The sequence below is a fragment of the Amycolatopsis sp. NPDC114503 genome (genome assembly GCF_055633655.1).
Genome location: NZ_JBVKDT010000003.1, coordinates 400,163 through 419,227, shown reverse-complemented (window position 1 = coordinate 419,227; position 19,065 = coordinate 400,163). Strand labels below are relative to the sequence as shown.

Below are 19,065 nucleotides of genomic sequence, written 5' to 3'. Positions count from 1 at the left end.
CAATGGGTCGAATGCTGGTCACCGGGGCGTCCCGGGGCATCGGGCGCGCGATCGCGGTGCACCTGGCCGGGCAGGGGCACGACATCGCGGGGTGCTTCCGCACCGGGAGCGAGGAGGCCGCCGCCGTCGAGGCCGAGGTGACCCGGCGTGGCCGGCGGGCGTTCTTCGAACCGTGCGACGTCGCCGACGCGGACGCGGCGGACGCGTTCTTCGCCGCGGCGGAGGAAAAACTCGGGCCGATCGACGCGCTCGTGACGAACGCGGGGATCACCCGGGACGCGATGAGCGCGCTGATGTCCCCGGCTGACTTCGCCGAGGTCGTCTCCGTGAACCTCACCGGGGCCTGGAACTTCTGCCGCGCGATGGCGTTCCGCATCGTCAAGCGGCGCGGCGGCGCGATCGTGGCGATCTCGTCCGCGGCGGGCGTGTACGGCCACGCGGGCCAGTCGAACTACGCCGCGGCGAAGGCCGGGATCATCGGCATGACCAAGTCGATCGCCAAGGAGATCGGCCCCTACGGCGGCCGGGCGAACGTGGTGGCCCCCGGATTCATCGAAACCGACATGACCGCCGTGCTCGGGCCGAAATCGCGCGAGCAGGCGAAGCGGGCGATTCCGTTGCGGCGCTTCGGTTCTCCCGGCGACGTCGCCCCGCTGGTGTCCTTCCTGCTCTCGGAGGAGGCCGGCTACATCACCGGCGGGGTCTTCCCGGTCGACGGGGGGATGGTGCTGTGAGCGGGCAGACCGCCGCGGCGCGCCCGGCGAGCGCGTGGCCGGAGCTGCGCGAGGTCGAGGTCGTGCCGGGCGACCCGGTCCGGGTGACCGCGTCCGCGGTCGTGCGTCCCGCCGGGAACCCTTATCTGGAAGCGCATTTCCCGGGCCGGACGATTCTGCCCGGGGTGTTCGTCCTGGAGGCGGTGGCGCACGCGGTGCGCGCGGCGGCAGGCGCCGGACCGGAACTGCTGGAACTGACTTCGGCCCGGTTCACGCGCCCGGTGCGCGAGCACGACCGGATCGAGCTGGAAGTGCTGGTGTCGCGGGAAGAATCGGGACGGCTGAAGGTGTCCGCGAGCTGCGGGCTCGCCGCCGGACCGCGCACCGCGACCGTCGAAGCGGTTTTCGGCAGGCGATCGTGAGCGGCGGCGTGCACCTCGGCTTCGGCGACATCAGCGCGCTGCTGCCGCACGGGCGGGCGATGGTGCTGGTGGACCGGATCTGGATCGCCGGCGACGGCCGGTCGGCGGTCGCGACGAAAGCGGTCAGCGGCACCGAATACTGCTTCCGCGAGGCGGACGCCGGATGCGGATACCCGGAATCGCTGGTGGTCGAGTCGTTCGGCCAGGCGGCGGCGGTGCTGTGGCTGCACGGCCGGGCGGGCGACGGGCGGCTGCCGATGTTCGCCGCCGCCCGCGACTGCGTGTTCGCCGGGCGGGTGCCGCCGGGGACCACGCTCACCCACGAACTGGAACTGGAACACGCGTCGGACGGTTCGGCGATGGTGTCGGGCCGGACGAGGGCGGGCGCGGAGCAGGTCGCGGCCTTCGGGTCGCTGATCGCCGTCGCCCGCGAAGCGCCCGGAACGGACGCGGCGGACGGCCCGCCAGGGCGGGAAGAAAGGTGAGGGCAGGGATGAGCACGGCGAACGAACGGCTGGAGGAACTGCGCGACGTGGTCGCGGAGGTCCTGGAGGTGGAGACCGAGGAGCTCACCGACGAGGGGGACTTCCAGGCCGACTACGAGGCGGACTCGCTGCGCGCGATCGAGATGCTCGCGCGGATCGAGAAGAAGTACCGGATCGAGATCCCGCAGAAGGAACTCGCGGAGATGCGGAACCTGAAGACGGTCTACGAGGTGACTGCCCGCCACGCCGGATGGCAGCCGGTGACCGCTTGAGGCACTGACGGCCACTGCGCGCGCACGCGCGCCGACGGCGGGCGGGAGGCCCATGAACCGGGTATTCATCACCGGACTCGGCCCGATCTCGAGCATCGGGGTCGGTTCGGCCGCGTTCGAGAGCGGCCTGCGGGCCGGGCACAGCGGCATTTCGCCGATCACGTCCTTCGACACCGCGGGTTTCCCGAAGGTGCTGGCGGGCGAGGTGAAGGCGTTCCGCCCGGAGACGGTGCTGCGCAGGCTCGACGTCAAGGCGTGGGGCCGCAGCAGCGTGTTCGCCGCCGCCGGCGCGCGGCTGGCGGTGCGCGACGCGGGCCTCTCGACCGACCAGGCGCAGCCGCACCGGGTGGCCGTCGTCGTCGGCACCACCAGCGGCGAAGCCAAGATCACCGAGGAGTTCGGCCGGGCGCTGGCCGAGGGCGGGTTCCCGGCGGTGCCGGCGGAGGTGTTCGAGCAGCTGCCCGCCGACCGGCTCGCCGCGGCGGCGAGCGAGGAACTGGCGGTCACCGGCGAATCGATCACCTTGGCGACCGCGTGCTCGGCGAGCAACTACGCGCTCGGCTACGCCTACGACCTGATCCGCCAAGGCGAAGCCGACGTCGTGGTGAGCGGCGGCGCGGACTCGGTGTGCCGGTGGGCGCACGCGGGTTTCCTGCGGCTCGGCGCGGTCGCCGACGAGGTGTGCGCGCCGTTCGACCGGGACCGGTCGGGCATGGTCACCGCGGAGGGCGGCGCGATGCTGGTTCTGGAGAGCGAGGACTTCGTCCGGGCCCGCGGCGCCTCGCCGTACGCGGAGGTGCTCGGCTACGCGACCAATTGCGACGCGACGCACATGGTGGCGCCGGACGCCGCGTCGATCGCGAGGTGCATGCGGCTGGCGCACGCCAACTCCGGCGTCCGGCCCGAGGACGTGGACTACGTGTGCGCGCACGGCACCGGAACTCTGGCGAACGACGCGACCGAAGCGGCGGCGCTGTACGAAACGTTCGGCGGCGCGGTGCCGCCGGTGAGTTCGATCAAATCGATGCTCGGGCACGCCATGGGCGCCGCGAGCGGCTTCGGCGCGATCGCGTCGGCGCTGGCGCTGTCGCGGGGATTCCTGCCGCCGACGGCGAACTGGCGGAGCCGGGATCCGGAGATGGCGTGGCTCGACCCGGTGCCCAACCGGGCGCGCGCCGCGGACGTGCAAGTGGCGCAGAACAACGGTTTCGCCTTCGGCGGGAACAACGCGATCGTGATGCTGGGGGCGGTGTGATGGGCTTGCTGGCGATCACCGGGTTCGGCGTGGTGAGCCCCGCCGGGGCGAGCGCGGCCGAACTGGCGGGCGCGGTCGCGGCGGGCCGGTCCACCGCCCGCGCGGTGGAGTGGCCGGAGGTCACGCTGCCCACCGGGACCGCGCACCATCTTCCGGAGTTCAGCGCGCGGGCCGAGCTCGGCCGGCGCGGGACCGGGTTCTTCGACCGGCGCACCGGGCTGGCCGTGGTCGCCTGCGGCCGGGCGATCGAGGACGCCGGGCTGGACATCGGCGAGGACGGGCACCGGACCGGGCTGGTGCTGGGCACCACGGTCGGCAGCGCGCAGGCGGCGGTCGACTACGCGGCGGAGACCTTCACCGAGGATCCGCCTTATCTGGTCAATCCGGCGCTGTTCCCCAACACCGTGCTGAACGGCGCGGCCGGGCAGGCGGCGATCCGCTTCGGACTGCGCGGGGTGAACGCGACGGTCGCGGGCGGACCGGTCGCGCTGCTGTCCTCGCTTCGCTACAGCGCCAACGTTTTCCGCACCGGGCAGGCCGACGTCCTGCTGGCCGGCGCGGTCGAAGAATTCACTCCGCACTCGGCGTGGCTGTGGGCCGGGCTGGGCGGAGCCGGCGCGCCCGGCGAGGGCGCGGCGGTGTTCGTGCTGCGCCCCTCCGAAGAGCTCGAGCACCGGCCGGACGCGGAGATCCTGGCGACTGCGGCCGGGTTCTGCCCGAGCGGGGAGGACCGGGTGTACGCGCTGGCCGACTGTGCGCGGCGCGCGCTGGAGCAGGCTCGCGTCGGAGCGGAGTCCGTCCGGACGGTGGCTTCGGCCTCCGGAGCGGACGAGGTGGCCGCCTGGCGGGCACGGAACGAGCTGGAGGGGCTGCTCGGCGTCGAGGGCGCGGAGCATCTGGCCGCGGGCGAGCTGGCCGGGAACTCCCCGTCCGCGACGCCGGCGATCGAGCTGGCGCTGATCCTCGCCCGGCACCGGGCCGAGCCCGCACGCGACGGCGAGATCGCGCTGCTGGTGGCGAGCAGCCCGGCCGGCGCGGTCGCGGCCGCCGTGGTGAGGGGGTGGAGCCGTGGCGGCGATCGCGGCTAGCGCGGTGCGCAGCTGCCTCGGCGACGGCCCGGCCACGTTCGCCGCGCTGCTGGCCGGTCGCGGCGGAGCCGCCCCGCTGCGGTACGTCGACGCGGATCTGGTCAACGTCGGCGCCGCGTACGAAATCGACGAGGAGACTTCGCACCGGAGAGCGGGCACTTGGCTGGCCGGCTGTGTCCGGGAAGCCTTGCGCCAGGCCGATCCGCGGGCGCCGCGGGCTTCGATCCCGGTGCTGGCGGGCACCGGGCTGCGCGAGCTGGGCGCGGCCGAGAAGTGGTCGGCGGGCGCGGTCGAGATGACCGTCGAGGACCTGCATTTCACCGGTGTGCTGCGCGGAACCGACGACCGGCTCGGGCCGGTGGTGACGGTGTGCAACGCCTGCTCGGCGACGGGGCACCTGCTCGCGCTGGCGCAGGACCTGGTCGACAGCGGAGCCGCGCCCGCGGTGGTGGTGGCCGGGGCGGACTCGCTCACCGTGTCGATGCTGGCGATGATCGGGCGGGTCTCGCCGGACCGCACCGAGCGGATCCGCCCGTTCGACGCGGACCGCACCGGCGTGCTGCTCGGCGAGGGCGCGGCGGCGGCGGTCGTGGTGCCCGACGGCGCGGCGGCGGCCCCGCTGGGCCGGTTGCTGGCCACCGGGATGTCCTGCGACGCCGCGCACGAAACCGCGCCGGACGCCGGCGGCATCGCACGGGCGATGCGCGAGGCGCTGGACCGCTCCGGCCGCAAGGGCGAGGAAGTGGACCTCGTCCTCGCGCACGGGACCGGCACCGAGCTGAACGACCGTGTGGAAGCGCGGGTGCTGCGCGAGCACCTCGGCGAGAACGGCCCCCTGGTGACCGCGATCAAGGGCGCGACCGGGCACACGTCGGGCGCGTCCGCGCTGATGAGCCTCGACGTGGCGCTGCGCTGCCTGGCCACCGGCTGGGTGCCGCCGGTCGCCGGGCTCGGCCGCCCGGCCGCCGACTGCGGCGGGGTGCGGCTGGTGCGGTCCGGGCCGGTGCGGGCCCGGCCGCGGCTGGCGCAGGTGGACGCCTTCGGGTTCGGCGGGGTCAACGCCGTGACGCTGGTCGGGGCGGCCTGATGCGGCCGGTCGCGATCCGCGCGTGGAGCGCGCACCTGCCCGGGCAGTCCGGGCCGCTGCCCGGCGGATGGTCGCCGGGCCCGGCGTGCCCGCCGGAGCGGGCGGCGGACCTGCTGGGGCGCAAGGGATTGCTGTACAAGCAGCCGGCCGAGCGGCTCGGCCTGTGCGCGGTGCACCGGGCGCTGGGCCTGGCCCCGGTGACCGGGCGCTGGACGCCGCCGGAGCCGGATCCGCGCACCGCGGTGGTCGCGAGTTCCAACCTGGGCAGCCTGGAGACGGTCTGCGCGGTGGCGCGCACCGCCCGCGCCGGGTCGCTGTCCGACGTCAGCCCGCTGGACGCGCCGAACGTGTCGAGCAACGTCCTGGCCTCGACGGTGGCGATCCGGTTCGGCTTCGGCGGCCCGAACCTCATGGTGTGCTCGGGACATCCCGCCGGACTGGACGCGGTGCGCCTCGCGCAGCTGCTGCTGGCGGCGGGCCGGGCGGACCGGGTCGTGGTGGTGGGCGCGGAGCCCGCCGACGAGACCGCGGCGGCGCTGGCCGGGCAGGACCTGCGGGCGGGCGCGGCTTGCGTGGTGCTCGAACCGGCCGCCGAGGACAGCGCGCTGGTGCTGCACCCGGTGCACGACCACGCCGATCCGGAATCGTGCGAGCCGGCCCGGCCGGTCCGGTTAGGACAGTTCTACGGCGCCGCGGGCGTGCTGGCCGTGGCCGCCGCCGCGGCGGCGAACCGGACCGCGCGGGTGGTCGCGGGCAGCGACGCCGACGGCTGGCGTTGCGCGGTGGTCGAAACCAAGGGGGACCGGTGAAACCCGACGCACCCAAGGTGCATCCGTTGAACGAAGGCACCGGCCCGGTGCTGGTTTTCGCGCACGGGCTGGAGGACCACTGGCGCACCTGGAGCGCGGTGGCCGAGAGGCTGCCGCACTGGCGGGTGCTCTCGATCGATCTCCCGTGGCGCGCGGGCAACGACTACCGGTGGCGCTTCGCCGGATCGCCCTCGGACTGGATCGCCGCCGCGCTCGACACCGTCGACGACCCGGCCCCGGTGCTGGCCGGGCATTCCTTCGGGGCCAACGCGCTGCTGGAACTGCTGTCGCGCGAGCCGGAACGGCCGTGCCCGGCCGCGGTGCTGGCCATGCCGTTCTACCGGCGGGCGGAGGCGACGGTGACGTGGCGGACGCTGGAACGTTCCCGGGAGACCTTCGAACGGCAGATCCGCGGCGGCCTGCTGACCCGGCTCGGCTCCCGCGCCGCGGGCCTGTGCGGCGAGGTGCTGGAGAAGATGCACGCCAAGACCGCCGAGCGGATCGGCCCGGTCGGGTTCCTCGCGGTGTTCGAGCAGTACGTGGCCAGCGGGCACCTGCCGCTGGCCGAGACGACGGCGCCGGCCCTGGTGCTCGGCGGCGAGCAGGACATCGGCTTTTCCCTGCGGGACCTCGAAGCGCTCTCCGGGGCGCTGCCGAGGGGACGGCTGCACTGCGCGCCGCACTTCGACCATTTCTGCCATCTGCACAGCGCCGCGGAGGTGGCCGCGATCGTGGACGGGTTCGCCCGCGACCGGGCCGCCGCGCCGGAACGGGAGAGAGGAAGCCGGACATGACGTCGCTGGCCGACGAGCGGACCGGGTTCGCGCTGCGGCCCCGGTACGCGAGCGCGAACATCCGCACCTGGATCGGGTTCAAGCAGTTCATGGCGATGGCCGAGGAAGCGGTGCTGTGCTGGTTCCGCGAACGCGGCCTCGGCCCGCAGGCGCTCTACCACGACCACGGGCTCGGTCTGTCCATTGTGGATTCCTCGGTGCAGCTGCCCGCGGTGCTGGAGATCGACGACGAGGTGTGCGCGCGGGTCGAACCGGCCGGGCCGGGCCGGTTCCGGGTCGTCTTCGAGGTGGCCGGGAACCGGGTGCTGCGCGGCAAGACGACCGTCGCGCTCGTGCGCGAACAGGAGACGGCCCGCGCGTGTCCGGACGAGCTCGCGCCGCTCGTCGGCCCGGCCGCGGCCGAAAGCGACCGCCCGGCCGAACCGGACCCGGCGGCGTTCTCCTGGGACTGGACCGCCCGCTATTTCCACTGCCAGTTCTCCGAACGAGTCCAGCACGGCGCCTACGTGGCCGTGCTGGAGGAAACGGTCGACCGGTTCCTCGCCGAGCGCGGTCTCGGGGTGCCGCGGCTGCTCGCGGAGCGCGGCTGGATCCCGGTCGTGTCCCGGGCCAGGGTCCGGCTGCTCGGCGACGCGCACATGGGCGAGACCGTGCGCACGACGTTCGCGGTGACGGATTTCGTGAAGGACCGCGCGTTCGACGGCGTCATGGACTGCTGGACGCTGGGCGCGGGCGGGGCCCCGCGGCTGGTGGCGACCGCGAGCATCCTGCACGGCTACGCGGTCAGCCGGGGGCCGGAGGCAGGCACGCTGGCGACCCTCGACCCGGAGACGATCGCCGCGCTGGCCCCGGGAGCGCCGCGATGACCCGCCGCCGGGCGCCGCGGGTGCACTTCTCGTTCCGCAGCCCGTTCAGCTGGATGGCGCTGACCGAGCTGTACCGCAGGATGCCGGACGCGGACGAGGTGCTGGAGTTCGTCCCGTTCTGGGACCCCGACGAGCAGACCGCGGCGGCGCTCGCGGACCGGGGCGCGGAGATCCCCTACACCCCGATGAGCAAGGCGAAACACCTCTACATCCTGCAGGACACCCGCAGGCAGGCCGCGCGGCTCGGGCTGTCGATGACCTGGCCGGTGGACGACGACCCGTGGTGGGAGCTGCCGCATCTCGCGTGGCTGCGGGCCCGGCGGCTCGGCGTGGCGCGCCGGTTCTACGAGGCGGTCGTCGAGGCGCGCTGGGAGCACGGGCGCGACGTGTGCGAGCGCCCGGTGCTGCGGGAGGCGGCCGCGGCGGCCGGGCTCGACCCGGAACCGCTGCTGTCCGCGCCGGAGTCGGCCGACATCCGCCGCGAGAGCGTTGACTGCCTCGAGCGGGCGTTCGAGGACGACATCTTCGGCATCCCGTACTTCCGGGTGGGCCGGCACCGGTTCTGGGGCCTCGACCGGCTCGACGGGTTCCTTGCCGAGCTGGCCGTGCCCGGACCGCCCGCGCCGCCGGAACCCGCGGCGCCGGCGGCGCTGGTCGGCGCCTACGACACCGACACCGCGGGAGGCTGCGGATGAGCACTCCCGGCCAGGTGTCCGGAGCCCCGGCGGTCTTCGACCCGTTCGACCCGGCGCTGATCGAGGACCCGTACCCGGTGTTCGCCCGGCTGCGCGAGGAAGCGCCGGTGCTGCACCTGCCGGACTACGACGTGTGGGCGGTGACGCGGTACGCGGACGTGCTGCGGATCGTGCGCGATCCGGTCTCCTTCTCGTCCAAGACCGGGATGAGCCCGGAGTTCGCCGCGCGCGGCGGCGCCTCGACCGGCGTCGGCTACCGGATCGGCGCGCCGAAGGTGCGCGTGCTGATCGCCACCGACCCGCCCGAGCACCAGGTGTTCCGGCACGCCGTCGCGGCCGCGTTCACCCCGGCGTCGGTGCGGTCGCTGGCGGCCAAGGTGCGGGAATTCGCGCGGCAGCGGGCGGACGCGCTCGTGCGGGCGGGCACCGGAGATTTCTTCGGCCTGGTCGCCGAACCGCTGCCGGTGCTGGTGCTCGCCGAACTGCTCGGCGTGCCGGAGGAGATGCACGACGAGTTCCGGCACTGGTCGCGGGTCATCACCGGAGACCTGGACCAGGTCGGTCGCACCGAGGAGCACCTCGGCCGGGGCATGGGCATGTTCCGCTACTTCAGCCACCAGCTGCGCCGCCGCCGCGGCGACGGGCGCACGCTGTTCGACTCGATCGCCCGCGCCGGCCGCAGCGGCATCAGCTCGCAGGAGGTGCTGGCGTTCTGCGCTTTCCTGCTGGTCGCCGGGATCGAGACGACGACCAACCTGCTCACCAATGCGATGTCCGTGCTGCTGCGGGAACCGGAGGTCCAGCAGCGGCTGCGCGAATGCCCGGAACTCATCGACACCGCTGTGGACGAGGCGATCCGCTACGACACCTCGGTGCAGGCGCTGTGGCGCGGCACCACCGTCGAAACGGAGCTGTCCGGAGTCCGGATCCCGGCCGGGCAGCGCATCCTCGTCGTGTTCGGCGCGGCCAACCGCGACGGCGCGAAGTTCCCCGAACCGGACCGGTTCCTGCCCGCCCGGGGCGCGACCGACCACGTCGGCTTCGGCGCCGGGCCGCACTTCTGCCTCGGCGCGCACCTCGCGCGGCTGGAGATCGCGGAGGCGCTGCGGGCGGTGCTCGGCGCGACCCGGTGGATCGAGCCTGCGGGGCCGGGGAAGCGCACGCGCAGCGTGGTGCTGCGGGGATTTCTGGAACAGCCGGTGCGAGCGGAGCCGAGATGACCGAAGAACGAACCGGCGCGGTGCTGGTCGACGCCGTGCGGACGCCGATCGGGCGGCGGGGCGGCGCGCTGAGCGGGCTGCGGCCCGCGGAACTGCTGCGCCAGGCCCTGCTGGCCCTGCTCGACCGCAACGGCCTGCCGCCGGGCGCGGTCGAGCAGATCATCGGCGGATGCGTCACCCAGGTCGGCGAGCAGGGGCTCAACGTCACCCGCAACGCGTGGCTGTCCACCGGGCTCGACTACGGCGTCGCCTGCTCCACAGTGGACGTCAGCTGCGGTTCGTCGCAGCAGGCCAGCCATCTGGTGTCGGCGCTGGTCTCCAGCGGGGCGATCGAGATCGGGATCGCCTGCGGGGTCGAGTCGATGAGCCGGGTGCCCGCCGGGGCGAACATCCCCGGCGGCCGGACCGACTACCAGACCCCCGACTACCCGTGGGACGACCCGCCCGGGCTCCAGTTCGGCGGCGCCGAGCGGATCGCGCGGCGGCAGGGGCTTTCGCGCGAGGATCTCGACGCCTACGGCGCGCTTTCCCAGCAGCGGGCGGCGAAAGCCTGGGCGGACGGGCGGTTCGACCGCGAGATCGTGCCGGTGGCCGTCGAGGGCCCGGACGGCGCCGCGACGGTGGACCGGGACGAAGGGCTGCGCGAGACGACGCGGGAAAGCCTGGCCGCGCTGCGTCCGACGGTGCGCGAGGGCAGGCACACCGCGGGCACCACGTCGCAGGTCTCCGACGGCGCGGCAGCGGTGCTGTGGATGTCGCCCGCCGCGGCGGAACGGCACGGGCTGGCGCCGCGGGCGGAGATCGCCGGCCAGGTCGTGACCGGAGCCGATCCGTACTTCCTGCTGGACGGCCCGGTGACGGCGACCGAGCGGCTCCTGCGCCGCACCGGGCTGAAACTGTCCGATGTGGACGTCGTCGAGGTGAACGAGGCCTTCGCGGCGGTGGTGTTGTCGTGGCTGGAGCGCACCGGGGCCGATCCGGACCGGGTGAACGTCAACGGCGGCGCGATCGCGCTCGGGCATCCGATGGGGGCCACCGGATCCCGGCTGCTCGCCTGCGCGCTCGGCGAACTCGAGCGCCGCGACGGCGAGTACGCGCTGGTGACCATGTGCTGCGGCGGGTCGATGGGCACCGCGACCCTGCTGCGGAGGCGGTGACCCGGCGATGCGGATCGGACTTCTGCTGCAGCGCTTCGGCTGGCCGCCGGGCGAGGCCGGGCCCGCGCTCGCGCGCCTCGGCCGCGACGCCGAACAGGCCGGGCTGTCGAGCATCTGGGTCAACGACCACTTCCGGCAGATCCCGATGTTCGGCGATCCCGGCGAGCCGTTCCTCGAGGCCTACACCGCGCTGAGCTTTCTCGCCGCGGCCACCGAAAGGATCGGGCTGGGCACCATGACCACCGCGGTCACCCACCGGCATCCGGCGCTGCTGCTCAAGATGCTCACCTCGCTCGACGCGCTGTCCGGCGGCCGGGTGTGGCTGGGGCTGGGCCCGCCGTGGCACGAGGAGGAACACCGCGCGTTCGGCCTGCCGCTCGGCCCGTGGAGCGAACGGTTCGAACGGCTGGAGGACACCCTGGCGCTGACCCGGCAGGTGCTGTCCGGGTCGAAGGAGCCGTTCGAGGGCAAGCATTACCGGCTGCCGGAGCCCTGGTTCGCGCCGTCGTTCGTGCGCCCGCCGCCGGTGCTCGTCGGCGGCGCGCACGAACGCCGCGTCCTGCGGCTCGTGGCCAGGTACGGAGACGCGTGCGGCCTGCACGAGGAGGGGAATCCCGCGGTGGTCGGGCTGAAGCTGCGGATGCTGCGCGACTACTGCGCCGAACTGGGCAGGCCGTTCGAGGAGATCACCGTGACCACCTACGGCACGGTGCGGCTGTCCGCGACCGGGAAACCGGGCACGAGCACAGTCGCCGAGGCGGCGCAGCGCTACGGCGAACTGGCCGCGCTCGGAGTCCATCTGTCCATTGTGGACCCAGGGGAGACCGCCGGGCCGGAAACCGTAGGGCTGCTCGGCGAACTGGCCGCCGCGGCGGCTCCGCCGTGACGGCCCTTGCCGTCGCCGCGCCGGGCGGCCAGACTCCTTTCCGGGGGTCCGGCGAGGCGAATTCCGCAGCACGCCAACCACTTTCTTCTGACTGGAGGACCGGCATGACCGTGACCGTCGAGCGCGCCCGGTCGAGGACCGAGGTCCTGGCCGCAGCAGCCGCATTGGCACCGCAGATCAGCGATCGGGCGCTGGAGGGGGAGCGGGAGGGGCGCGTCCCGCCGGATCTGCTCTCCGCGATCTCCGACGCCGGCCTGCTCGACCTGCTGCTCCCGAAGAGCCTCGGCGGGCTCGAGACGGACCCGGTGACGGTGATGGAGACGATCCGGGAGATCTCCCGCGCGGACGGCTCCGCCGGCTTCGCCGCGCTGAGCCTCAACGCCACGTTTTTCGTCGCCTGGCTGGAGCCCGAGATCGCGCGGAGCATCCTCGCCGCGCGGCCGCGCGCGGTGGCCACGGTGTTCGCTCCGCTGGGCAAGGCCGAGCCGCGCCCGGACGGCGGCCTCCTGGTCAACGGGCGCTGGCCGTTCAACACCGGGGCCCGCAACGCCTCGTGGTTCGCCAACGGGGTCATGGTGCAGAACGGCGGGAAACCGGCGATCGTGGCGCCGGGGCGGCCGGACTGGCGGCTGGTGTTCGTGCCCGCGTCCGATGTGGACGTTCTCGACACCTGGCACGTCGCCGGGCTGAAGGGCACCGGGAGCAACGACGTTTCGGTCAGCGACCTCGTGGTGCCGCCGGAGTACACCGCCAACCCGATCTTCGAGCGCGCCCGGCACGACGGCGCGATCTTCAACTGGTCGTTCTTCGCGCTGATGGGCGTGCTGTTCGCCGGGTTCCCGCTGGGCATCGCCCGGCGCGCGCTCGACGAATTCCGCGAGCTGGCCCCGAACAAGTCGCGCGGCAGCCGTCCGCTGGCCGAGGAGCAGTCGGTGCAGATCGCCTACGCCAGGGCCGAAGCGGGACTGCGCTCGGCCGAGGCGTACGCGCGCGACGTGCTGGGCACGGCGTGGGAGCGCACGCTCGCCGGCGACGAGACGACGATGGAGGACCGGGCCTCGGTGCGGCTGGCGACCGGCCAGGCGATCCGCACCGGCGTGGACGTCGTGAACACCGTGTTCCAGCTGTCCGGCGGCGGCGCGCTGTTCGACCGTTCGCCGATCCAGCGCTGCTGGCGGGACATCAACGCGGGCAGCCACCACGGCTATTTCTCCGAATACCACGAGACCCGGGTGGGCCGGTCGCTGTTCGGCCTCCCGGTCCCGGACCCCTGGATGATGTGAGCGGATTGCGCAGGAGGGAAGAGACACCATGACCACTCGACCGAGCGAGCAGGTGGCCGGAGCGGGAGATCCCGCCCCGGTGGTGGCGAAGGTCGTGAGCGAGGTGGCGGAGGTCGAGGTCGCGCCCGACCAGAGCTTCTTCGACCTCGGGCTCGACTCGATCCAGCTGATGGACATCTGCAACCGGCTGAACGAGACCTACGGCGAGGTGATCGACCTGTTCCTGTTGTTCGAGAACCCGACGGTGACCGAATGCGCGGCGATCATCCGCGAGCACCAAGCCGCGGGCTGAGCGGCGCGGCCGGCGAAGGGCGGAGGACGACATGCCAGAGCACGAGGTCATCTGCGGGCTGAAGCTCACCCACGACGGCGGGTTCGCCGTGATCGAGGGCAACCGGCTGCTGGTCTCGGTCGAGGCCGAGAAGCTGGGCAACAACCCGCGGCACAGCCCGTTCGCGGAGCCCGCGGAGATCGCGCGGCAGTTGCGCGCGCACGGGATCGAGGACGTGCGCGCGCCGGTGTTCGCGGTCGACGGCTGGGCGCGCGGCCGCGAGGGCGAGAGCTGGGTGGAGATCCGCGACGGGCAGGGCGCGGTCCAGCCGGTCGAAGTCGCGCTGTACCACGACGAACCGGGCGCGGGCGCGGCGATGCTGGCCGGGGTGACCGGGCACAGCCCGCTCGTCGGCGGCGAGCCGGTGGCGTTCCGCAGCTTCACCCACACCACCGACCACGTCATGTCCGCCTACTGCACCAGCCCGTTCGCGCGGGAGCGCCAGCCGGCGCTGATGCTGGTGTGGGACGGCGGGGTGCCGCCGGTGCTGTACCGGTTCGACCCGGCCGGACCGCGGCTCGAGTGCTTCGGCCCGGTGTGCGGGGTTTCCGGCGCGCTGTACCCGATTTTCGCGTCGCACTTCGGCCCGTTCCGGGTGGACCACGACGCCCGCCGGGCCGCCGACGCGGGTCCGGGGCTCGAGGCGCTGCTCCCGGTTTCGGGCAAGGCGATGGCGTACGCCGCGCTCGGCCCGTCTTCGGAGGAAGCGATCGCGGTGATGGCGGAGGTCGACGCTCAGGTGGGCGAGATCGACGGCGCGATCCGCGCGTACCTGTGGAGCAGGCGGGTGCTCAGCGGCGTGGCGAAGCTCGGGCTTTCCGACGCCTCGATCCTGAACTCCTTCCAGGAGCACATGTTCCGCCGGCTGCGGGACGGGCTCGGCGAGGTGCTGCGCGCCCGGCCGGAGCTGGCCGGGCTGCCGTTGTGCCTGTCCGGCGGCTGCGCGCTCAACATCAAGTGGAACTCCGGGCTGCGCGCGAGCGGGCTGGTGCCGGAGGTGTGGGTGCCGCCGTTCCCGAACGACGCGGGGTCGGCCATCGGCGCGGCGTGCACGGAAATGGTGCGCCGCACCGGGAATTCCTGGCTTGACTGGTCGGTGTTCTCCGGCCCGCCGGTGCGCGAAACCGCCGCGGCCGAACCGGGCTGGACCGCGAAACCGGCGTCGGTCGAGGACCTGGCGGCGCTGCTGGCCGAAGCAGGCGAACCGGTGGTGATCGTCGACGGACCGGCTGAGCTGGGTCCCCGCGCGCTGGGGCACCGCAGCATCGTCGCGCCGGCCGGGGACGAAGCGATGCGGGACCGGCTGAACGCGATCAAGGGCCGCGAGTGGTACCGCCCGGTGGCCCCGGTCTGCCTGGAAAACCGGGCGCCGGAAGTGTTTTCTCCGGGCACCCGGGATCCGTACATGCTGTTCGACCACTTCGTCCGGCCGGAATGGCAGGGCAAGATCCCGGCGGTGGTGCACCTCGACGACAGCGCGCGGCTGGAAACGGTCGGCGCGGACAACCCGTTGCTGGAACGGCTTCTGACCGCTTACGAGGCGCGGACGGGGATCCCGGTGCTGTGCAACACCAGCGCCAACCATCCGGGCCGGGGCTTCTTCCCCGACGCGGCCTCGGCGATGCGGTGGCACGGCACGCGTCACGTGTGGTCGGCGGGCACGCTGTACTCGACCGACGCGGTCCCGGAGTCGTGGTCCCGCACGCCGCGCGGAGCGGCCGGATGAGCGGGACGGCGGCGATCGTCTCCGAAAGCGGGCAGATCAGCCGCGACGAGCTCGAACGGGAAGTGACCCGCTGGGCGGCGCTGCTGCGGTCGCGCGGCGCCGGCCCGGCGGGCCGGGTGGCCTGGCTGCTGCCCAACCGGCCCGAGGTGCTGACGGTCGCGCTCGCCGCGCGGCGGATCGGCGCGCAGGCGGTCGCGCTCGGCGGCCGCTCCACCCCGGGCGAACTCGCCGGGCGGCTCGCGGTCGCCCAGCCCGCGGTGGTGGTGGCCGACGGCGCCTCCCGGGAGCTGCTGGAGCTGTTGCACGGCAAGGAGAACGTGCTCGACGCGGACGATCCGGCCGAGCCCGCGGGCGACGCCGGGATTCCGCCCGCGCCCGCGGACGGCGGACGGCTGGGCGCGGGAGCTTCGTTGCTGTTCACCTCCGGGACCACCGGCAGCCCGAAGGCGGCGCTGCGCACCCGCGGCGACCGGCGGCTGTCGGACGCGATCGCCCGCGGGTTCCGGCTCGGACCGTCCTCGCGGTTCCTCGTCGGCGGGCCGCTGTACCACTCGGGCCCGTGGACCTGCGCGCTGATGACGCTGTCGCTCGGCGGCACCGTCGTCCTGCTGCCCCGGTTCGACGAACGGTCCTGGCTGGACTCCGCGGTCGAACACCGGTGCAACAGCGGGTTCCTCACCCCGACCCAGCTGGCCCGGCTGGTCTCCTTCGCCCGCGACCGGCCCGGCCCGCGCCCGCCGCTGAGCCATGTCGTGGTGTCCGGCGAGCCGTTCCCCGACCGGCTCAAGCGCGCCGCGCTGGACGTCTTCGGCGAGGGATTCGTCGAATGCTACGGCTGCACCGAACTCGGGCCGATGTGCGCGTTGCCCGCGGAGGAGTTCCTGTCCCGCCCCGGGTCGTGCGGACGGCCCTTCGACGGGGTGCGGATCGCCGCTTTCCGCGGCGCTCGGAGGCTGCCCGCGGGCGAGGTCGGGACGCTCCGCGCGCTCACCCCGCTGGCGTTCGACGGTTACGTTTCCGGTCCCGGCCAGGCGCCCGCCGGGCGCGACGGCGACTGGGGGAGCGTCGGCGACGTCGGGTTCGTCGACGAAGAGGGCTACGTGCACCTCGGCGGCCGGGACGACGATTTGATCATCACCGGCGGCGTGAACGTCTTTCCGTCCGATGTGGAGGAAGTGCTGGCCGGGCATCCCGACGTCGAGGCGTGCGCGGTGTTCGGCCTGCCCGATCCGCGCTGGGGCCAGGTGGTCGCGGCCGCCGTGCGCAGCGGACGGCCGCTGGAGCTGGCCGAGGTGCGCGAGTGGCTGCGCGGCCGGATCGCCGACGACCGCCGTCCGCGCCGGTTGTTCCTCGTGGACGAACTGCCGGTGACCGGAACCGGGAAGCTGGCGAGGCGGGTGCTGAGGGAACGCGTGGCGCGGGAACCGGTGGCCGGGTGAGCCGCGACTGGACCGGCCAGTGGATCTGGTGCGCCGACGGCCGGATCGCCAAAACCGGGGAGTTCTCCGACGTGCCGCTGGTGCCCTCCGCGGCGCACGACCGGCGGGTGCAGTTCCGGCGCGTCTTCCCGCTCGACGTCGTGCCCGCCGCCGCCCCGCTGCGGATCACCGCGGACTCCCGGTACACGGTGTGGGTCAACGGGCACGAGGCGGCGCGCGGTCCGGGTCGCGGCGCGGCCGGACGGCTGCTGTACGACGTCGTCGACGTTGCCCGGTGGCTGGTGCCGGGGGACAACGCGATCTGTGTTCTGGTGCGCTTCTACGGCGAAGCGAACGCGTGGTGGCGACCGGTCACGCCCACCTTCAGCCACGGCGCGGGCGTGCTGCTCGCCGAACTCGAGCTGCCGTCCGGAGTGCTCGGCACCGACCGAAGCTGGCGGCACCAGACGAGTCCGGCGTGGACGCCGCAGAAGCCGTCCGGGGTCGGGCACGCGGTGCCGGAAGTGCTCGACGGCGCGCTGTGCGATCCGGCCTGGCTCGAACCCGGCTTCGACGACACCGGCTGGGCGCCCGCACGCGTGCTCACCACGCTGCACCTCGGCGGCACGGCCCGGTCCACGCCGCCCGCCGACCCGTACGGCCCGCTGCTGGAGAACCCGGCGCCGCCCGGAGAATCGGTCGAACGTCCGGTCCGGTGGCTGCGCGAGCGGCGTGGCTCGGATCCCGGCGGCGAGCACGGACCGGCTGACCTCGTCGCGAAAGTGGACGCCGAAGCCGAGCCCGGCTCGGTCCCGGCCGAACTGCCCTTCACGACCGTGCTGGAACCCGGCGTCGCGGTGTTGCTCACCGCGGGCTGGGACGAGGTGGTCGCCGGCACCCTGGTGTTCGAACTGGACGCGCCGCCCGGCGTGACGGTCGACGCCCGGCCCGCCGAGGACCTCGACGAGCACCTGCGGCTGCGCCCGTTCCAGCACGGGTACGCGGCGCGCTACCGCACGCGCGGCAAATCCGACCGGTTCTGCTCGGCCGATCCGGTCGGCGGCCGGTTCGCGCTGCTGGTGCTGCGCGGCGAGGGCGAGGTGACGGTGCGCGGGATTTCCGTGGTCGAGCGCCTTCGCCCGCGTCCGCCGGGCCCGTACTTCGAATCCGGCGACCCGGTGCTCGACGCCGTCTACGCGACCGGGCTGCGCACGGTGGACCTCACCGCGCAGGACGCGTACATCGACTGCCCCACTCGCGAACAGCGAGCGTGGACCGGGGATTCGGTGGTGCACCAATCGGTGGACCTGCTGTCCAATCCGGACTGGCGGCTCGCCCGGTGGCATCCCCGGCTGGCCGCGTCGCCGCGCCCGGACGGCATGCTGCCGATGGCGGTCGCGGGCGACTACGAGCACCGCGACGGGGTGTACATCCCGGACTGGGCGCTGCATTGGGTGCGTTCGGTGCACAACCTGTACCGGTGGACCGGCGACGCCGAACTGGTCGGCGAACTGCTCCCGGTCGCCGAACGGGTGGTGCGCTGGTTCGAGCCGTTCCTGCGCGACGGCCTGCTGACGGACGTGACCGGGTGGGTCCTGCTGGACTGGGCGAGCGTTCAGGGCCGGGGCGCGAGCAGCGTGCTGAACGGGCTGTGGGGCCGGGCGCTGCGGGACTTCGCGGAGATGGCCGAGTGGCTCGGCGACGCGGGCCGGGCGCGCTGGGCGCGCGGGCGGCACGGCGAACTGGCCGCCGCCTTCGAGCAGTACTGGGACGAGGACCGGGGCGGCTACCGCGATTGGCTGACCGCGGCCGGGGTCGTGCCGTCGATGAGCGAACACGCCACCGCCGCTGCGGCGGTCGGCGGCCTGATCCCGCCGTCGCGCCATAGCCGGGCACTGGCTTTCCTGCTGGACCGAACGGCTTTGGTGCGGCGCGCGTGGTCGTTCGGCCTGATGCCGCTGCGGGCCGCGATGGGCCCGCCCGCACCGGATTGGGACGTGGAGCGGGAAGTCGTCGCCGCACAGCCGTTCTTCCGCTACGTGGTGCACGACGCCGTGGCCCTGCTCGGCGGAGCGGACCACATCGCCGCCCTCTGCCGGGACTGGTCGGAACTGGCCGGCGACGGCACGCGCACGTGGCGCGAGGTGTGGAGCGGCGGGTCGTACTGCCACGGCTGGTCGAGCACCCCGAGCCGGGATCTGCCGCTGTACGTGCTGGGCGTCAGCCCCGCCGAGCCCGGCTTCGCGAGAGCGAGGATCGCACCGCGGCCGGGCGCGCTGACCCGGGTGGCGGGCGCGGTTCCGACGCCGTTCGGGCTGGTGGAGGTCCGGCTGGACCGGTCCGAGGTGGCGGTGTCGAGCCCGGTGCCGTTCACGGTGGAGCTGGACGGCCGGGTGCGCAGTTGCCCGGCGGGGCGGTTCTCGTGGTCGCGAGAGCAGTCCGGCTGAGCGGGGTTTCCTGCCGTGGCAAGGGTTTTCCTGCCTTGCGGAGCGGGCCGGGCAAGGGTTTCCCGGTCGTGGCCGGGAAACTTGTCGCTGAGGTTCCGGAGGACCGGTGCG

19 protein-coding genes are annotated in these 19,065 nt (G+C 73.8%); all 19 read left to right on the top strand.

Features of this window, described 5'->3' with window-relative positions; genetic code table 11:
• The first annotated feature begins 2 nt into the window (after window positions 1–2).
• The 19 genes from fabG (at window position 3) to ACZ7OI_RS14580 (ending at window position 18,954) form a co-directional block, all read left to right on the top strand.
• Window positions 3–734, top strand: coding sequence for a 3-oxoacyl-ACP reductase FabG (gene fabG / locus ACZ7OI_RS14670; RefSeq protein WP_470264689.1), 732 nt, complete (start codon window positions 3–5; stop codon window positions 732–734).
• Complete coding sequence (locus ACZ7OI_RS14665) at window positions 731–1,135, top strand: ApeI family dehydratase (protein WP_470264688.1); 405 nt, start codon at window positions 731–733, stop codon at window positions 1,133–1,135. The genes fabG and ACZ7OI_RS14665 overlap by 4 nt, the downstream gene beginning before the upstream one ends.
• On the top strand, window positions 1,132–1,620 hold the full coding sequence (locus ACZ7OI_RS14660) for a 3-hydroxyacyl-ACP dehydratase FabZ family protein (RefSeq protein ID WP_470264687.1): 489 nt from the start codon (window positions 1,132–1,134) through the stop codon (window positions 1,618–1,620). The genes ACZ7OI_RS14665 and ACZ7OI_RS14660 overlap by 4 nt, the downstream gene beginning before the upstream one ends.
• A gap of 8 nt (window positions 1,621–1,628) precedes the next feature.
• Window positions 1,629–1,892 (top strand): acyl carrier protein, encoded by a 264-nt coding sequence (locus ACZ7OI_RS14655; RefSeq protein ID WP_067588342.1) that lies wholly within the window; start codon window positions 1,629–1,631, stop codon window positions 1,890–1,892.
• Between the two features lie 52 nt (window positions 1,893–1,944).
• On the top strand, window positions 1,945–3,147 hold the full coding sequence (locus ACZ7OI_RS14650; protein ID WP_470264686.1) for a beta-ketoacyl-[acyl-carrier-protein] synthase family protein: 1,203 nt from the start codon (window positions 1,945–1,947) through the stop codon (window positions 3,145–3,147).
• Window positions 3,147–4,235: a beta-ketoacyl synthase N-terminal-like domain-containing protein gene (locus tag ACZ7OI_RS14645; RefSeq protein ID WP_470264685.1), complete on the top strand. Its 1,089-nt coding sequence runs from the start codon at window positions 3,147–3,149 to the stop codon at window positions 4,233–4,235. The genes ACZ7OI_RS14650 and ACZ7OI_RS14645 overlap by 1 nt, the downstream gene beginning before the upstream one ends.
• Window positions 4,216–5,322, top strand: coding sequence for a beta-ketoacyl synthase N-terminal-like domain-containing protein (locus ACZ7OI_RS14640; RefSeq protein WP_470264684.1), 1,107 nt, complete (start codon window positions 4,216–4,218; stop codon window positions 5,320–5,322). The genes ACZ7OI_RS14645 and ACZ7OI_RS14640 overlap by 20 nt, the downstream gene beginning before the upstream one ends.
• Window positions 5,322–6,131, top strand: coding sequence for a beta-ketoacyl synthase N-terminal-like domain-containing protein (locus ACZ7OI_RS14635; RefSeq protein ID WP_470264683.1), 810 nt, complete (start codon window positions 5,322–5,324; stop codon window positions 6,129–6,131). Before ACZ7OI_RS14640 ends, ACZ7OI_RS14635 begins: the two co-directional genes overlap by 1 nt.
• Window positions 6,128–6,925: an alpha/beta fold hydrolase gene (locus ACZ7OI_RS14630; protein ID WP_470264682.1), complete on the top strand. Its 798-nt coding sequence runs from the start codon at window positions 6,128–6,130 to the stop codon at window positions 6,923–6,925. Before ACZ7OI_RS14635 ends, ACZ7OI_RS14630 begins: the two co-directional genes overlap by 4 nt.
• Window positions 6,922–7,791, top strand: coding sequence for a thioesterase family protein (locus ACZ7OI_RS14625; RefSeq protein ID WP_470264681.1), 870 nt, complete (start codon window positions 6,922–6,924; stop codon window positions 7,789–7,791). The genes ACZ7OI_RS14630 and ACZ7OI_RS14625 overlap by 4 nt, the downstream gene beginning before the upstream one ends.
• On the top strand, window positions 7,788–8,486 hold the full coding sequence (locus tag ACZ7OI_RS14620; RefSeq protein WP_470264680.1) for a DsbA family protein: 699 nt from the start codon (window positions 7,788–7,790) through the stop codon (window positions 8,484–8,486). Before ACZ7OI_RS14625 ends, ACZ7OI_RS14620 begins: the two co-directional genes overlap by 4 nt.
• Window positions 8,483–9,706 carry a cytochrome P450 gene (locus ACZ7OI_RS14615; protein ID WP_470264679.1) on the top strand — a complete coding sequence of 408 codons (1,224 nt, stop codon included), beginning with the start codon at window positions 8,483–8,485 and terminating at the stop codon, window positions 9,704–9,706. Before ACZ7OI_RS14620 ends, ACZ7OI_RS14615 begins: the two co-directional genes overlap by 4 nt.
• Window positions 9,703–10,863 (top strand): steroid 3-ketoacyl-CoA thiolase, encoded by a 1,161-nt coding sequence (locus ACZ7OI_RS14610; RefSeq protein ID WP_470264678.1) that lies wholly within the window; start codon window positions 9,703–9,705, stop codon window positions 10,861–10,863. Before ACZ7OI_RS14615 ends, ACZ7OI_RS14610 begins: the two co-directional genes overlap by 4 nt.
• 7 nt (window positions 10,864–10,870) lie before the next feature.
• A complete protein-coding gene (locus tag ACZ7OI_RS14605) occupies window positions 10,871–11,749 on the top strand; it encodes an LLM class flavin-dependent oxidoreductase (RefSeq protein ID WP_470264677.1) in 879 nt (292 codons plus the stop codon).
• Between the two features lie 104 nt (window positions 11,750–11,853).
• Complete coding sequence (locus tag ACZ7OI_RS14600; RefSeq protein WP_470264676.1) at window positions 11,854–13,032, top strand: acyl-CoA dehydrogenase family protein; 1,179 nt, start codon at window positions 11,854–11,856, stop codon at window positions 13,030–13,032.
• A 28-nt stretch (window positions 13,033–13,060) separates the two neighbouring features.
• Complete coding sequence (locus ACZ7OI_RS14595) at window positions 13,061–13,324, top strand: acyl carrier protein (RefSeq protein ID WP_067588314.1); 264 nt, start codon at window positions 13,061–13,063, stop codon at window positions 13,322–13,324.
• Window positions 13,325–13,355: 31 nt separating this feature from the next.
• Window positions 13,356–15,089, top strand: coding sequence for a carbamoyltransferase N-terminal domain-containing protein (locus tag ACZ7OI_RS14590; protein WP_470264675.1), 1,734 nt, complete (start codon window positions 13,356–13,358; stop codon window positions 15,087–15,089).
• On the top strand, window positions 15,086–16,528 hold the full coding sequence (locus ACZ7OI_RS14585; RefSeq protein WP_470264674.1) for a class I adenylate-forming enzyme family protein: 1,443 nt from the start codon (window positions 15,086–15,088) through the stop codon (window positions 16,526–16,528). Before ACZ7OI_RS14590 ends, ACZ7OI_RS14585 begins: the two co-directional genes overlap by 4 nt.
• Window positions 16,525–18,954: an alpha-L-rhamnosidase-related protein gene (locus ACZ7OI_RS14580; RefSeq protein ID WP_470264673.1), complete on the top strand. Its 2,430-nt coding sequence runs from the start codon at window positions 16,525–16,527 to the stop codon at window positions 18,952–18,954. The genes ACZ7OI_RS14585 and ACZ7OI_RS14580 overlap by 4 nt, the downstream gene beginning before the upstream one ends.
• Window positions 18,955–19,065: the final 111 nt, after the last annotated feature.

What these genes read in the sequence shown, in the direction of transcription:
- fabG (WP_470264689.1), top strand. Translation starts at nt 3, where the DNA reads ATGGGTCGAATGCTGGTCACCGGGGCGTCCCGGGGCATCGGGCGCGCG.
- ACZ7OI_RS14655 (WP_067588342.1), top strand. Translation starts at nt 1,629, where the DNA reads ATGAGCACGGCGAACGAACGGCTGGAGGAACTGCGCGACGTGGTCGCG.
- ACZ7OI_RS14650 (WP_470264686.1), top strand. Translation starts at nt 1,945, where the DNA reads ATGAACCGGGTATTCATCACCGGACTCGGCCCGATCTCGAGCATCGGG.
- ACZ7OI_RS14645 (WP_470264685.1), top strand. Translation starts at nt 3,147, where the DNA reads ATGGGCTTGCTGGCGATCACCGGGTTCGGCGTGGTGAGCCCCGCCGGG.
- ACZ7OI_RS14635 (WP_470264683.1), top strand. Translation starts at nt 5,322, where the DNA reads ATGCGGCCGGTCGCGATCCGCGCGTGGAGCGCGCACCTGCCCGGGCAG.
- ACZ7OI_RS14625 (WP_470264681.1), top strand. Translation starts at nt 6,922, where the DNA reads ATGACGTCGCTGGCCGACGAGCGGACCGGGTTCGCGCTGCGGCCCCGG.
- ACZ7OI_RS14620 (WP_470264680.1), top strand. Translation starts at nt 7,788, where the DNA reads ATGACCCGCCGCCGGGCGCCGCGGGTGCACTTCTCGTTCCGCAGCCCG.
- ACZ7OI_RS14615 (WP_470264679.1), top strand. Translation starts at nt 8,483, where the DNA reads ATGAGCACTCCCGGCCAGGTGTCCGGAGCCCCGGCGGTCTTCGACCCG.
- ACZ7OI_RS14610 (WP_470264678.1), top strand. Translation starts at nt 9,703, where the DNA reads ATGACCGAAGAACGAACCGGCGCGGTGCTGGTCGACGCCGTGCGGACG.
- ACZ7OI_RS14605 (WP_470264677.1), top strand. Translation starts at nt 10,871, where the DNA reads ATGCGGATCGGACTTCTGCTGCAGCGCTTCGGCTGGCCGCCGGGCGAG.
- ACZ7OI_RS14600 (WP_470264676.1), top strand. Translation starts at nt 11,854, where the DNA reads ATGACCGTGACCGTCGAGCGCGCCCGGTCGAGGACCGAGGTCCTGGCC.
- ACZ7OI_RS14595 (WP_067588314.1), top strand. Translation starts at nt 13,061, where the DNA reads ATGACCACTCGACCGAGCGAGCAGGTGGCCGGAGCGGGAGATCCCGCC.
- ACZ7OI_RS14590 (WP_470264675.1), top strand. Translation starts at nt 13,356, where the DNA reads ATGCCAGAGCACGAGGTCATCTGCGGGCTGAAGCTCACCCACGACGGC.
- ACZ7OI_RS14585 (WP_470264674.1), top strand. Translation starts at nt 15,086, where the DNA reads ATGAGCGGGACGGCGGCGATCGTCTCCGAAAGCGGGCAGATCAGCCGC.